At 71.4% G+C, this 13,421-nt stretch carries 12 protein-coding genes; 8 read left to right on the top strand and 4 right to left on the bottom strand.

Features of this window, described 5'->3' with window-relative positions:
• Position 1: 1 nt before the first annotated feature.
• A complete protein-coding gene (locus tag FHU28_RS23270; protein WP_184686588.1) occupies positions 2-1,489 on the bottom strand; it encodes an HAL/PAL/TAL family ammonia-lyase in 1,488 nt (495 codons plus the stop codon).
• Positions 1,490-1,552: 63 nt separating this feature from the next.
• On the opposite strand from FHU28_RS23270, the gene FHU28_RS23275 reads away from it, so the two are divergent.
• Genes FHU28_RS23275 through FHU28_RS23285 form a run of 3 tightly spaced genes read left to right on the top strand, consistent with a single transcriptional unit; the run spans position 1,553 to position 4,972 of the window.
• Positions 1,553-3,097 (top strand): NAD(P)-binding domain-containing protein, encoded by a 1,545-nt coding sequence (locus FHU28_RS23275; RefSeq protein WP_184686589.1) that lies wholly within the window; start codon positions 1,553-1,555, stop codon positions 3,095-3,097.
• Entirely contained in the window at positions 3,087-4,517 is a 1,431-nt protein-coding gene (locus FHU28_RS23280) for a class I adenylate-forming enzyme family protein (RefSeq protein WP_184686590.1), read from the top strand. Before FHU28_RS23275 ends, FHU28_RS23280 begins: the two co-directional genes overlap by 11 nt.
• A gap of 38 nt (positions 4,518-4,555) precedes the next feature.
• Complete coding sequence (locus FHU28_RS23285) at positions 4,556-4,972, top strand: hypothetical protein (RefSeq protein WP_184686591.1); 417 nt, start codon at positions 4,556-4,558, stop codon at positions 4,970-4,972.
• A gap of 31 nt (positions 4,973-5,003) precedes the next feature.
• Here the strand turns inward: FHU28_RS23285 and FHU28_RS23290 are convergent, their stop codons facing one another.
• The 3 genes from FHU28_RS23290 to FHU28_RS23300 are packed head-to-tail and all read right to left on the bottom strand — an operon-like array spanning position 5,004 to position 7,191.
• Positions 5,004-5,501 carry a DUF3237 domain-containing protein gene (locus FHU28_RS23290; RefSeq protein WP_184686592.1) on the bottom strand — a complete coding sequence of 166 codons (498 nt, stop codon included), beginning with the start codon at positions 5,499-5,501 and terminating at the stop codon, positions 5,004-5,006.
• Positions 5,498-5,965, bottom strand: coding sequence for a MarR family winged helix-turn-helix transcriptional regulator (locus FHU28_RS23295; protein ID WP_221453278.1), 468 nt, complete (start codon positions 5,963-5,965; stop codon positions 5,498-5,500). The genes FHU28_RS23290 and FHU28_RS23295 overlap by 4 nt, the downstream gene beginning before the upstream one ends.
• Positions 5,962-7,191, bottom strand: a complete 1,230-nt coding sequence (locus FHU28_RS23300) for a flavin-dependent oxidoreductase (RefSeq protein WP_311773704.1) — start codon at positions 7,189-7,191, stop codon at positions 5,962-5,964. Before FHU28_RS23300 ends, FHU28_RS23295 begins: the two co-directional genes overlap by 4 nt.
• Positions 7,192-7,441: 250 nt before the next feature.
• Here FHU28_RS23300 and FHU28_RS23305 point away from each other — a divergent pair, with 250 nt between their 5' ends.
• From FHU28_RS23305 to FHU28_RS23325, 5 genes are all read left to right on the top strand, one after another.
• A complete protein-coding gene (locus FHU28_RS23305) occupies positions 7,442-8,416 on the top strand; it encodes an ABC transporter substrate-binding protein (RefSeq protein WP_184686594.1) in 975 nt (324 codons plus the stop codon).
• A gap of 7 nt (positions 8,417-8,423) precedes the next feature.
• Positions 8,424-9,194 carry an ABC transporter permease gene (locus FHU28_RS23310; protein ID WP_184686595.1) on the top strand — a complete coding sequence of 257 codons (771 nt, stop codon included), beginning with the start codon at positions 8,424-8,426 and terminating at the stop codon, positions 9,192-9,194.
• Positions 9,191-10,006, top strand: a complete 816-nt coding sequence (locus FHU28_RS23315; RefSeq protein WP_184686596.1) for an ABC transporter permease — start codon at positions 9,191-9,193, stop codon at positions 10,004-10,006. The genes FHU28_RS23310 and FHU28_RS23315 overlap by 4 nt, the downstream gene beginning before the upstream one ends.
• Positions 9,999-10,811 carry an ABC transporter ATP-binding protein gene (locus tag FHU28_RS23320; RefSeq protein WP_184686597.1) on the top strand — a complete coding sequence of 271 codons (813 nt, stop codon included), beginning with the start codon at positions 9,999-10,001 and terminating at the stop codon, positions 10,809-10,811. Before FHU28_RS23315 ends, FHU28_RS23320 begins: the two co-directional genes overlap by 8 nt.
• Positions 10,812-10,982: 171 nt before the next feature.
• Positions 10,983-13,385 carry a phosphoketolase family protein gene (locus FHU28_RS23325; protein ID WP_184686598.1) on the top strand — a complete coding sequence of 801 codons (2,403 nt, stop codon included), beginning with the start codon at positions 10,983-10,985 and terminating at the stop codon, positions 13,383-13,385.
• Positions 13,386-13,421: the final 36 nt, after the last annotated feature.

The raw sequence follows: 13,421 nt of genomic DNA on the forward strand, positions 1-13,421 counted from the left end.
CTCAGGAGAAGGAAACGGAGAAATCCGCGATCACGTCGGCGGCGCGCCGCACGTCGGCGTCCAGCGGCCGGTCCGGGTCGATCGGCGGTACGGCCGCGGCCACCGCGGCCAGCGCCTCGGCACAGCCGGGCGCGGTCGGCGCACGCGCGCCGACGTACGCCGCCTGGCGCAGTCCCACCGCGAGTGACCCGACGACGAGGTGCAGCAACCGGGTCTGGTCCAGCGCCCGCAGCGCGGCCTGGGTGCCGAGCGGGACGACGTCCTGGTTGTGCAGGTTGGTCGGCACGCTCTGCATGCTCGCGGGCATGGTGTCCCGGCGGATCTCGGTGATCAGGGCGGTCGCCGCCAGTTGCACGCCCTGGAGTCCGTGCTGCTGTCCCGGGCCGGCCGCGAGCATCGGCGGCAGGCCGCCGTTGCGGTTCGGGTCGACGAGCAGGTCCAGTTGCCGTTCCGCGAGGTTGCCGACCTGCGCCACGACCATCGACAGCACGTCGGCGGCGAACGCGGCCGGCTGCCCGAAGAAGTTGCCGCCGTGCACCACGAGGTCCTCGTCGGGAAAGAACAACGGATTGTCGGTGACGCTCGCGAGGTCGGCCCCGACGACGGCGTCGACGTAGCGCAGCGCGTCCTCGGCGGCGCCGAGCAGTTGCGGCGCGCACCGGATGCTGTACGGCTCCTGCAACGGACGTGCCCCGGACGCGACGAGGCCAGCACCGACCCGGCGCATCCGCGCGCCCACGTCGACCGCGCCCGGGTGGCCGTACGCGGCCAGCAGCCGGGGGTCGAGGAACTGCGTGTCGCTGCCCAGCAGATCGGCGAGCAGGCAGGTGAGCACCTGGACCGCCCGGTGCGCGGAGCGGGCCGCGTCCAGCGCCAGCGCCGTAGCGGCGGTGGTCAGCGACGTGCCGTTGACCAGGGCGAGGGCGTCCCGGCCGTCCAGCGGCAGCGGTTCCAGCCCGGCCCGCTTCAGCGCCTCGCCCGCGGGTAGCCGTACCCCGTCCAGATAGGCGTGGCCCCGGCCCCGTAACGCCTGCGCGGCGGCGCCCAGCGGGATCAGGTCACCACTGGCGCCGACCGAACCGAGCCGGGGCACCGCGGGGACGAACGTGGTCGCGAGCATCGCCGCGAGGGCGTCGATGACGTGCGGGGAGACCCCCGACGCGCCGCGGGCCAGCGACGCGGCCCGCAGCAGCACTGTCGCGCGGACCACGTCCGGGTCGAGTTCCGGGCCCTGACCGGCGCCGAGGTGGGCGAGCGTGTTGTCGGCCTGGTCACGCAGGTCGGCGCGGCCCGCGTACCCGACGAGGGCGCCGAAACCGGTGGTGGCGCCGTACACCGCGCGGTCGTCGCCGAGCACCGCGGACAGGAAGGTACGGGCGGCCGTGACGCGCTCCCGGACCTGCGGTCCGACCACGACCTTGACCGGGTCGCGGGCGGCGCGGAGGTCGGCGATCCGCAGTGGGACATCGAGGTCCACCTCTGTCGTCATGCGATCGCACCCTAGAGACGAATTCTCAGAACGCTCTGAGATCGAGTCGCTACGTTGCGGCGCATGACGGTCGACTATCTGATCATCGGAGCCGGACCGGCCGGGTTGCAGCTCGCTCACCTGCTGGAGCGCGACGGCCGCGACTATCTGGTCCTGGAGGCCGGCCCGGCGCCGGGCACGTTCTTCACCACCTACCCCCGGCACCGGCAACTCATCTCGATCAACAAGGTGTGGACCGGATCCGACGATCCGGAGTTCAACCTGCGCGCGGACTGGAACTCGCTGCTCAGCGACGATCCGGCACTCCTGTTCAAGAACTACAGCCGGCGGTACTTCCCGGACGCCGCCGACCTGGTGCGCTACCTCGCCGACTTCGCCCGCGGCCTGCGGGTCAGGTACGACACCCGGGTCACAGAGGTCGCGCGCGACGGCGACCTGTTCGCCGTCCACATCGGCGACGACACCCTCACCGCCCGCCGCGTGGTCGTTGCCACCGGCGTGTCCCAGCTGTACGTCCCGCCGATCGAGGGCGCCGCGCTCGCCGAGCGGTACGACACCGTCAGCGTCGACCCGGACGACTTCACCGACCAGCGCGTCCTCATCATCGGCAAGGGCAACTCGGCCTTCGAGACCGCTGACGCCCTGGTCGAGACCGCCGCTGTCATCCACGTCGCCGGCCCGCACTCGATCAAGCTGGCGTGGCAGTCGCACTACGTCGGGCATCTGCGCGCGGTGAACAACAACTTCCTCGACACGTACCAGCTCAAGTCGCAGAACGCGGTCCTCGACGGCACCGTGGAGCGGATCGCCCGGCGCGACGACGGCGGCTACCGGATCGACTTCCGGTACGCCCGCACGGTCGAGGCGATCCGGCAGATCGACTACGACCGGGTCATCCTCTGCACCGGTTTCCGGTTCGACGCGAGCATCTTCGACTCGTCCGCCCGGCCACGGCTGGTCATCAACGACCGCTTCCCGGAGCAGACCCCGGCGTACGAGTCGGTGAACGTGCCCGGCCTCTACTTCGCCGGCACCCTTACGCAGCAGCGCGACTTCAAGCGCTCGACGAACGGGTTCATCCACGGCTTCCGGTACGGCGTGCGGGCCCTGCACCGGATCCTCGGCGCCCGCCACCACGGCACGCCGTGGCCGGCCACGCCGCTGGAGCCCACCCCGGAGGCGATCGCCGACGCGGTCATCGCCCGGATCAACCGCACCTCGGCGCTGTGGCAGCAGTTCGCCGTCCTCGGCGACGTCGTCGTCATCGACGGCGACACCGCGCGCTACCACGAGGAGGTGCCCGTCGCGTACGTGCACGACGGCGGCCTGGGCCCGGAACCGTTCGCGTTCGTGGTCACCCTGGAGTACGGGCCGGACCACGACCAGGTCGACCCGTTCGACGTCACGGTGCCCCGGATCGCCGAGAACGACGCCGCGCACGCGCACGACGCCAGCTACCTGCACCCGGTCGTCCGGGTCCACCGCGGCGGCCGGGTCGTCGCGGCGCACCACCTCGCGGAGAACCTGGAGAACCACTGGAATCTGCCGGACGTGCACCACCAGCCGCTCGTGCTCTTCGTCAAGGGCGTGCTCTCCGATGCCGGCTGAGGTCTGGCCGCAGCCCGTGCTGGACCTGCTCGCCACCGGTGACGACCGGCCGGTCTTCGAGGACGGCGACCGGACCGTCACCACGGCCCAGATGTACCGGCTGGTCCGGCGCATCGCCGCCGGGCTCCGTGCCGCGGGGGCCGGCCCCGGCGTCGGGGTGGCCCTGCGGCTCGGCGTCACCGCGGAGGCGTTCGCGGCGATCATCGCGGCGTTCGCGGTCGGCGCCCGGGTCTCCGGGATCCGCCCCGACCTGACGCCGGCCCACCGCGCCCGGCGCGGCGAGGGCGAACTGCTGCTCGACGACGTCCGGGTCGCCGAGCTGGCGGGCACCCCAGACGACGGAAGGCCGCTGATCGCCGCCGGTCGCCCGGACGACGTCGCCCGCATCATCTGGACCAGCGGCAGCACCGGCAGCCCGAAGGGCTGTGCGCAGACGTACGCGGCGATGAGCGCGGCCTGGGCCCCGTACCCGGACCGGTGGCCCCCGGCGATCGCCGACCTCGCCACCCGGCTCCGGCGCTATCTCGTCTTCGGCTCGCTGAGCAGCCAGGTGATGCTGGAGTACGGCATCCTCACCCTGGCCGCGGGGGGCACCCTCGTCGCGGCCCGGCCCCCGGGTTTCCCGGGCATGATCGCCCGGCACCGGGCGACCGCGAGCGTCATCACAGTGGGCAAGCTGTACCAGCTCGTGCACGACCAGCGCGCCCATCCGGTCGACCTGAGCAGTCTGCGGGCCCTGATGGTGTCCGGGTCTCCGGTCGCGCCGGGCCGGCTCGCCGAGGCGCTCGACGTGCTCGGTCCCGTCGTCTTCCAGGGCTACGGCCAGACCGAGACCGGAATGATCACGATGGTGACGCCGGCCGAGATGCTGGCGTCCCCGGCCGCGCTCGCCTCGGTCGGCCGCCCACCAGCGGTGACCGAGCTGTCCATCCGGGACGCCGACGGCCGCCCCGCCACCGAGGGGGAACTGTTCGTCCGCACACCGGCGCAGGCCGCCGCCTACTGGAACGATCCGGCCGAGACCGCCGGCGTCTTCGTCGACGGCTGGGTCCGCACCCGTGACCTGGCCCGGCTGGACGGCGACGGCTACCTGCACCTGCTCGGCCGGATCCGGGACGTCGTCATCGTGCACGCCAACCTGGTGTACGCCGGCCCGATCGAACGGATACTCGCCGCCGACCCGGCAGTCGCCGAGGCGTACGTCGTCGGCCGTCCCGACGACGTCACCGGGGAGGCGGTGCACGCGTACGTGGTGCCGGCCGCCGGTCACACACCGGATGCCGGACGGCTGCGCGCGCTGGTGGTCCGGGCGCTGGGGGAAGCGTCGGCGCCGCAGACGATCCGGTGGATCGACCGGGTGCCGGTGGGGCCGAGCGGCAAGCCGGACAAGCGCGCCCTGGCGTATCTGACGCTCACATGATCTTCACCGGTGGACCACCTGTGGCCTACCATCCGAGCATGACAGTCCTCGACGCCGCCGCGCTGCGTACCCGCTCCAGCCTGCGGAGAACCGCCGTCGGATTCGCCGCCCTGTGGTCCGTCGCCCTCGCCGCGTTCGCGGGCGTCAACATCCTGTTCGGGGCGCGGAACCGGGATTACCTGCTGCAGTACGGCAGCGACGCGGGTGACCGGTTCGCGACCAACGGCGTCATGCTGCTGTCGTGGCTCGGCATCGTCGCCGCTGTCGGCCTCGCCACGTGGATCACCACGCTGATCGTGCTGGCGCACACCCCCGAGATGCACAAGGGACTGCGTACCCGCGTCCGCGTCGCTTCGGCGGTGGTGCTCGTCGGCACGCCCGTCGTCACCGTCGCCGCGCTCGTCCTCGCGTACGCGCTGATCGTGCCGTGGATCTACGCGGGCGTGCAGGCGTGAGGCCCGGGGCGCCGTCCGCAGCCGGGAACACCTACGTGACGCGGTAGGCGGTGTAGCGCACCCGGTCGGCCTCGCGGATCGCCGAGGCCACGAAGACGCACTGCTCCAGCACTGCGAGCGCGGGCACCGACGTCTCCAGTCGTACGCCCAGCCGGAAGTAGTACTCGGCGGGGTCGACCGCGTCGCCGCGCAGCAACGCGTCGAGGATCTCCGGGCGGCCACTGCGGACGCCGAACGTCCGGAGGTAGACGTGGCCGCCGTCGGCGGTGCGCGCCGAGTAGCGCGTGTCGATCTCGATGGCGCCGTCGGGGCGGACCAGCTGCCAGTCGGCGCCGCCAGGGAGGATGTCGGCCTCGAACAGGCCGGTGACCCGGCCGCCGACGACAGGCACCACGCGACGGTGGCCCGCGCGGGTCATTCCGTGATCCTCCAGCGCGCCGAGCCGCACCTCCACCTCGAACGCGGCCTCCAATCCGGGAACCGCCGGGGCGCTCACCGCCCCGTGGCCGGCGGGTCGGCGCGTACTCATGGGGTGTCCTTGGTGTCCGCGAGCGCGTCGCGCAGGCGTTCCAACGCGGGCACCGCGGCGGCGAGGGCCGCGCGGTCCGCCGCCGGCAGGGTGGCCGCGGCGCGGGCGACCAGGTCTCCGCTCGCGAGGTCGAAGCGGTCGAACAGGTCGAGGGCCTTCGGAGTGGCGAGGACCTCGACGTGGCGGTGGTTGCCGGGACGAGGGCGGCGCTCGACGAGACCTTTGCCCTCCATCGTGGTGAGCAGGTTGCTGACCGTCGAGCGGCTCAGGCGGAGTCGTTCGGCGAGTTCACCGGGGCCGGACACGGTGCCGCGGGGCAGCGCCCGCACGATCTCGATCTGCGCGTCCGGGATCTCCGGCAGATGCTCGGCGGCGCGGGCGGCGGCGAGCAGCGTGCGGCGCAGCGGTGAGATCACCGACGCCAGGCGTGCCGCGTCCAGCTCGGTCGTCTCCGGGCCGGTCACGGCAGGACGCCCGAGAAGACCGTCGGCGTCAGGGAGGCCCGTTCGTTGAGATCGGCGGGCAGGAAGCCGGCCGCCTTCTTGTAGCCGGTGGCGATCTCGGTGAGCTCGTCCGGCGGGATGACGTCGTGGATGTGCGCGAACCCGTCCGGCGCGCGCTCGCGGGCGAGCACCATCACCTGCTCCGGGCCCTGCCGCCGGTTGCTCAGCACGAGCGCGGTGGTCGCCGGCCGCCGGTCCGCCGCGTAGGCGTCCAGCGCCGCCCGGACCGTCGGCGCGGTGGCGAGGTGGAAGGCGAGGGTACGCGCGTCCAGGATCGCCTGCGACGCCCCGTTGGAGCCGTTCGGATACATCGGGTGTGCCGCGTCCCCGAGCAGCGTCGTGTTCCCGTGGGTCCAGGTGTCGATCGGGTCGCGGTCCACCATGGGGTATTCGAGGATCTCGTCGGCGGCGGCCAGCAGTGCCGGCACGTCGAGCCACGGGAAGCGCCAGTCCGCGAAGAGCGCGACGACCGGCGCGGGGTCGACCGTCCGGTTCCAGTCCGCGTTCGGCCCGGCGAAACCGGGTCCGCGCCGCTCGGCCACCACGTTGATCACGCCGGGACCGATCGGGTACGCGACGAACTTCTGTTCCGCGTCCCCTGCCATGATCATGGTTCGCCCGTCCAGGAATCCGGGCGCCCGGGCCGTCCCCCGCCACAGCGTCAGCCCGTTCCAGATCGGCTCGCCCTCGTCGGGCTGGCGTTGCCGGCGCAGCGCGGAGTGGATGCCGTCCGCGCCGACGATCAGGTCGGCCGCGACGCTCACCTCCCCCGCCGCCGTCGCGAAGCGCGCGACGCCGTCGTGGACGCCGACCAGCCGGTGCCCGGTGCGCACCACGTCGGCGCCCAGCCGTTCCCGCACCGCGGCGAGCAGTTCCATCTGGAACCGGCCGCGGTGCACGGAAAGCTGCGGCCAGCGATATCCGGCGTCCAGCCCGCGCGGCTCGCTCCAGATCTGCTGACCGTAGCGGTTGTAGTAAGCCAGTGTGCCGGGCGCGGCGCCCAGCCTTTCCACTCGTTCCCCGAGGCCCAATTCGGTCAGCTCCCGGACGGCGTGCGGGAGCAGATTGATCCCGACGCCGAGTGGGCGCAGCGCGTCGGCGCGCTCATAGACGGCGATGTCACGGAAGCCGGCCCGGTGCAGGCTGAGCGCGGTGGTGAGGCCACCGATACCAGCGCCCACGATCACGATCGCCAAGTCGTCGCTCCCTTCGCCACCGCGCCACCAACCGCACAGTTTGGTCACAAAATCGTGGTGCGTCAAGACGCATTCTCATCGAGGTCGGACCACTCCGATCGCAATGCGAGTCGCCTTATCAGAATTCTTGACAATCAATCACCTCTGCATGACGCTGATCGACGCGGTCGGATGGTTCACCTCTCCTCGCCGGCCCCCACTCCTCCGGATGCACCAGCGCTTCGCACGGAAGGGCTCGTCCATGAAGAAGGTCACCGCCCTCGCTGTTCTGGCCGGCGTCGCGATCGCCCTCACCGGCTGCACGGACTCCGACGCCACCGATCCGTCCCCCGGGGCAAGCGGCGAACTGCGCAAGGTCCGCGTGGCGGCGTTGCCCATCAGCGAGACCGCCGCGCTGTGGGGCGGCATCAAGGCGGGCATCTTCCGGGAGCAGGGGCTCGACGTGGAGGTGGTGCCCGCACAGGGCGGCGCCCAGGCCATCCCGGCCCTGATCAACGGCGACATCGACTTCGCCATCGGCCAGCCGTTCGGCCCGTTCCGCGCCGACCTGCAGAACCTCGGCGTGGTGATCATCGGGAACTACGCGTCGTCCTATGCCGACGGTGACGACATCAACGCCGTGGTGGCGTCGCCGAAGTCCGGCATCACCCGGCCGTCCCAGCTCGCGGGGCGCAAGGTGTCGGTGAACAGCCTGGGCGCCGCCGGCGACGTCACGATCATGGCGGCGGTCGAGAAGGACGGCGGGGATCCCGCCAAGGTCAAGTTCGTCGAGGTGGCCTTCCCGGACGCGCCCGCCCAGCTCGCCGCCGGCAACATCGACGCCGCCTGGGTGACCGAGCCGTTCATCACCCAGCTGCGCAAGCGCGGCGACGTTCTCGTGGTCGCCCCGTACCAGGCCACTGTTCCCGGGCTCGCCACCCTGACCACGATCACGTCGAGCAAGCTGAAGGACTCCGACGCCGCGCTGGTCGCGGACTTCTCGTCGGCGATGAAGAAGACGCTCACCTGGGCCAAGGATCCGGCCAACGAGAAGGACCTCCGCCAGGCCATCAAGGACAACCTCGAGCTGCCGGAAGCGGTGGCGGACTCCGTACGGCTCCCGGCGTTCGGGTGGGAGCTCGACCGGGCCGGCCTGGAGCAACTGGCGACGCTCGCCCAGAAGTACCGCGTCCTCGACCGGCGACCCGACTTCGACCGCCTCATCCAGCAGCAGTAGCCGGCCGATGCGCAAGATCCTGCTGGGCGCCGTCGGCCTGCTGGGGTTCCTCGTCGTCTGGCAACTGATCCCGGCACTGGGACTGGTCGACCCGCACTACCTGCCGTACGCCACCGACGTGTTCGGACGGTTGGCCGAGGAGGTCCGCGACCTGGCGTTCTGGCGGCGGGTCCGGCTCACCATGACGTCGTGGGCGATCGGTCTGACGGTGGCGACGCTCGCGGCGGTCGCGCTGGGGACTGTGGTCGGGTTGGTGCCGTTCCTGCGTCGCGCGACGCACACGACAGTCGAGTTCCTGCGACCGGTGCCGTCGGTCGCGCTGATCCCGCTCGCGGTGCTGATGTTCGGCCTGCAGATGCGCGCCGCGCTGGTCATCATCGTCTACGCGGCGTTCTGGCAGGTGTTCGTGCAGGTGATCTACGGCGTCGCCGACGTCGACACCGTCGCCCGGGACACCGCGCGGAGTTTCGGCCTCACCCGCGCCGAGCGGCTGCGCTACCTCGTCCTGCCGACCGCTCTGCCGTACCTGATGACCGGCCTGCGCCTCGGCGCGGCGGTCGCGCTCATCCTGGCCGTCACCGCCGAGATGGTGATCGGCAACCCCGGCCTCGGGCGCATGATCGAGCTGTCCCGCTCCGCCGGGGACGCCGTCGGCCTGTACGGCCTCGTCGTGGTCACCGGGATCCTCGGCCTGCTGGTGAACGTCGTGTTCCGCTTCGTCGAACGCCGCTCGCTGGCCTGGCACCAGTCGGTGCTCGCGGACGAGGCAGCCCGGTGACCGCCCTCGGCGCGGGCCGCGCCCGCCCGCGCGGCCCGGGCGCGCGGGCCGCCGAGAACGTCCTGTTCGCGGTCGGGCTTCCCGTCCTGGCCGTGGGGCTCTGGGCCGTCTGGTCCACCCGGTCGGCGAACCGGTTCCTCGTCGGCCCCCGGGCGCTGCTCGACGCGTTCCGGCAGACCTGGATCGGCCCGGCGTTCGTCGACGACGTCCTGCCGAGCGTGTACCGGCTCCTGGCCGGCCTGTTCGCGTCGATCCTCCTCGGCGTCGCCGCCGGCGTCGTCATCGGCCGGATCCGCCCGCTACGCGAGATCCTCGAACCACTGCTGGAGTTCTTCCGCGCGATTCCGCCACCGGTGCTGATCCCGGTCGCGATGCTCCTGCTCGGCATCACCGACACCATGAAGGTCGTCGTCATCGTGTCCGGCGCGATCTGGCCGATCCTGCTGAACACGATCGAAGGCGTCCGGGCGACCGACAGCGTGATGCTGGAGACCGCACGCTCCTTCCGGATCTCCCGGTGGGACCGGCTGTGGCTGCTGATCCTCCCGGCGGCGAGTCCGCGCATCATGACCGGCGTCCGGCAGGCGCTCTCGGTGGCCCTGATCCTCATGGTCATCTCGGAGATGTTCGCGTCGTCAGCCGGCCTCGGCTACCGGATCGCCTACTTCCAGCGGAACTACCTCATCGCCGAGATGTGGAGCGGCATCCTCCTGCTCGGCCTCATCGGCGTCTTCCTCGCCGTGGTCTTCGGTGTCGTCGAACGCCGCGTCCTGCGCTGGTACCACGGAATGAAGGAGATCACCCGTGCCTGACGGGAGCCCGCTGCTGCGGGTCGAGCACCTGCGGAAGGTCTACGCCTCCGGCCGGGGCGAGGTCGAGGCGATCGGGGACCTCAGCTTCACGATGGATCCGGGCGAGCTGCTGTGCATCGTCGGTCCCTCGGGCTGCGGGAAGACCACGCTCCTGAAATGCCTCGCAGGTCTGCTCCGGCCCACCAGCGGCCTCGTCGAGATGGAGGGCTCACCGGTGACCGGGCCGAGCCCGGCGATGGCAGTGGTCTTCCAGGAGTACGGCCGCAGCCTCTACCCGTGGCTGACCGTCCGCGGCAACGTGGAGCTTCCGCTTCGCCACAAGAAGCTCTCCCGCGCCGAACGCGCCCGGTTGGTCACCGACGCCCTCGATGCGGTCGGACTTCCGCAGTCGGCGCGGAGCCACCCGTGGCAGCTCTCCGGCGGGATGCAGCAACGGGTCGCCATCGCCCGGGCCATCGCGTACCAGCCGGACGTGCTGATCATGGACGAACCGTTCGCCGCGGTGGACGCGCAGACCCGCGCGGACCTGGAGGACCTCGTCCGCGAACTGCACCTGACCCGGGGAATCTCCACTGTCTTCGTGACGCACGACATCGACGAGTCCGTGTACCTGGGCCAGCGTGTGCTCGTCCTGTCGAACTCACCGACCCGGGTGCAGGAGGACCTGGTGATCGACCTCCCGGGGGAACGCGATCAGCTCACCACCCGGGCGCTGCCCCGGTTCACCGAACTGCGGACCCACGTCTACGAGCAGATCCAGCGTGCCAAGCGCGGACCGGCCGCGGCGCCACAGCCGGCGCCGTGACAGCACCTCGCCGGCGCTACGGATCGGCGGCCGTCGCGCGACGTGGCGGGATCGACGCATCGCCATCGCGGGCCGAAGGTCCTGCGGCTTGCGGTCTGCGGCCCCGAGTGGCCGGGCCCGGCTGGGCCTAACCTGAGTCCGGACAAGACGAGATCAGTGAAAGGAAGCACGGTGACCGCGGTCGAATCCGAAATCCGTACGCTCGCCGAACTCGACGACACCGAACTCGCCGGTCTGGACGCGTGGTGGCGGGCGAACAACTACCTGACCATCGGGCAGATCTACCTGAAGGGCAACCCGCTGCTGCGCGAGCCCTTGTCGGCTGAGCACATCAAGCCGCGCCTGCTCGGCCACTGGGGAACGAGCCCCGGCCTGTCGCTGATCTACGCGCACGTCTCCCGGCTGATCCGGCACACCGGCCAGCAGGCGATCTACCTGGCCGGCCCGGGTCACGGCGGGCCGGCGCTGGTGGCGGCCGGCTATCTGGAGGGCGCCTACAGCGAGATCTACCCGGACGTCAGCCAGGACGAGGCCGGGATGCTGCGCCTGTTCCGGCAGTTCTCCAGCCCGGGCGGCATCCCGTCGCACGTGTCGGTCACCACCCCCGGCTCCATCCACGAGGGCGGTGAGCTGGGCTACGTCCTGGTCCATGCGTTCGGCGCGGTCATGGACAACCCGGACCTGCTGGCCATCGCGGTGGTGGGCGACGGTGAGGCCGAGACCGGGCCCCTCGAGGGCTCCTGGAAGGGCGTGTCCTTCCTCAACCCCGAACGCGACGGCGCGGTCCTGCCGATCCTGCACCTCAACGACGCCAAGATCTCCGGGCCCACCGTGCTGGGGCGCAAGGACCCCGAGGAGGTACGCCACCTGCTGCGTGGCCACGGTTACGACGTCATCGAGGTCGAGGGCTCCGACCTGCCCGGCATGCACCACCGCTTCGCCGCCGCCCTCGCCACCGCCTGGACGAGGATCCGCGACATCCAGACCGCCGCCCGTGACGGTTCCTGGGACGGCGCCCGCCCCACCTGGCCGCTGGTCATCCTGCGGTCGCCGAAGGGCTGGACCGGCCCGGACTCGGTCGACGGGGTCACCGTCACCGGAACGTGGCGGTCGCATCAGGTGCCGCTGTCCGGCGTCAAGGACAACCCGGAGCATCTGGCGCTGCTCGAGCGCTGGCTCAAGTCGTACCGTCCGGAGGAGCTGTTCGATTCCACCGGCGCGCCCGTGGCGCTGGTCCGGGACCAGGCCCCCGACGGTGACCTGCGGATGAGCGCCAGCCCGCACGCCAACGGCGGGCTGCTGACCCGGGATCTGGACCTGCCGGACTTCCGTTCCTACGCGATCGAGGTGCCCCGGCCGGCGCAGCAGCGGGCCGAGTCGACGCGCAAGCTGGGCGAGATGATCCGCGACATCTACACCCGCAACGCCGACCGGTTCCGGTTGTTCTGTCCGGACGAGACCAACAGCAACCGCCTCGGCAGCGTCTTCGACGTCTCCGACCGCGCCTTCATGGAGCGGGTGACACCGGAGGACGTGGCGATCAGCCGCGACGGCCGGGTCATGGAGGTGCTCAGCGAGCACAACTGCCACGGCTGGCTGGAGGGCTACAACCTGACCGGCCGGCACGGCATGTTCGCCACCTACGAGGCATTCGCCATGGTCAGCGCCTCCCAGACGGTGCAGCACGGCAAGTGGTTGCAGGAGGCGAAGCACCTGCCGTGGCGCGCGAAGGTGCCGAGCCTCAACGTGCTGCTCACCTCGACGGCGTGGCGCAACGACCACAACGGCTTCTCCCACCAGGGGCCGGGCCTGATCCAGGTGGTGCTCACCCAGCGGGGCGACGTCGCCCGGGTCTACCTGCCGCCGGACGCCAACACCCTGCTGTCGGTGGCCGACCACTGCTTCCGGTCGCGGTCGTACATCAACCTGATCGTCATCGACAAGCAGCCGCAGCTGCAGTACCTCTCCATGGACGAGGCGATCGAACACTGCGCCCGCGGCGCGGGAACCTGGGAGTGGGCCGGCACCGACGACGGCACCAGCGATCCGGACATCGTCCTCGCCTGCGCCGGTGACGTCGTCACCATGGAGACGGTCGCGGCGGCGCAGATCCTGCGCGACCGGCTGCCCGGTCTCAAGGTCCGCGTGGTCAACGTGGTCAACCTGATGACGCTGGCCCGGCCGAAGGACCACCCGCACGGCATGAGCGAGACCTTGTTCACCGAGCTGTTCACCGACGACGTCGACGTGGTCTTCTCCTTCCACGGCTACCCGGGCGCGATCCACCAGCTCGTACACGGCCGTCCGGACGCGGACCGGTTCCGCGTGCGCGGCTTCATCGAGCAGGGCACGACCACCACCCCGTTCGACATGACGGTGCGCAACAAGGCATCGCGGTACCACCTTGTGATGGACGCCATCAACAACGCCAAGCGCCTCCCGCGTGGCGCGGCGGACCTCAAGGCGTGGTGCCGCAGTCAGCTCGACCGCCACGAGACGTACGTCGTGGAGCACCTGGAGGACATGCCCGAGGTTCGCGACTGGGCCCTCGGCGACTGGGCCGAACGCGGCTGAGGTTGACGGAGACGGTGGCGCCGGTCGGCGTCACCG

The organism is Micromonospora echinospora (genome assembly GCF_014203425.1).
GTDB lineage: Bacteria > Actinomycetota > Actinomycetes > Mycobacteriales > Micromonosporaceae > Micromonospora > Micromonospora echinospora_A.

Excerpts from the sequence above, each read along its gene's own strand:
- FHU28_RS23310 (WP_184686595.1), top strand. The coding sequence starts at position 8,424 with ATGCGCAAGATCCTGCTGGGCGCCGTCGGCCTGCTGGGGTTCCTCGTC.
- FHU28_RS23305 (WP_184686594.1), top strand. The coding sequence starts at position 7,442 with ATGAAGAAGGTCACCGCCCTCGCTGTTCTGGCCGGCGTCGCGATCGCC.
- FHU28_RS23275 (WP_184686589.1), top strand. The coding sequence starts at position 1,553 with ATGACGGTCGACTATCTGATCATCGGAGCCGGACCGGCCGGGTTGCAG.
- FHU28_RS23290 (WP_184686592.1), bottom strand. The coding sequence starts at position 5,501 with ATGAGTACGCGCCGACCCGCCGGCCACGGGGCGGTGAGCGCCCCGGCG.
- FHU28_RS23285 (WP_184686591.1), top strand. The coding sequence starts at position 4,556 with ATGACAGTCCTCGACGCCGCCGCGCTGCGTACCCGCTCCAGCCTGCGG.
- FHU28_RS23270 (WP_184686588.1), bottom strand. The coding sequence starts at position 1,489 with ATGACGACAGAGGTGGACCTCGATGTCCCACTGCGGATCGCCGACCTC.
- FHU28_RS23280 (WP_184686590.1), top strand. The coding sequence starts at position 3,087 with ATGCCGGCTGAGGTCTGGCCGCAGCCCGTGCTGGACCTGCTCGCCACC.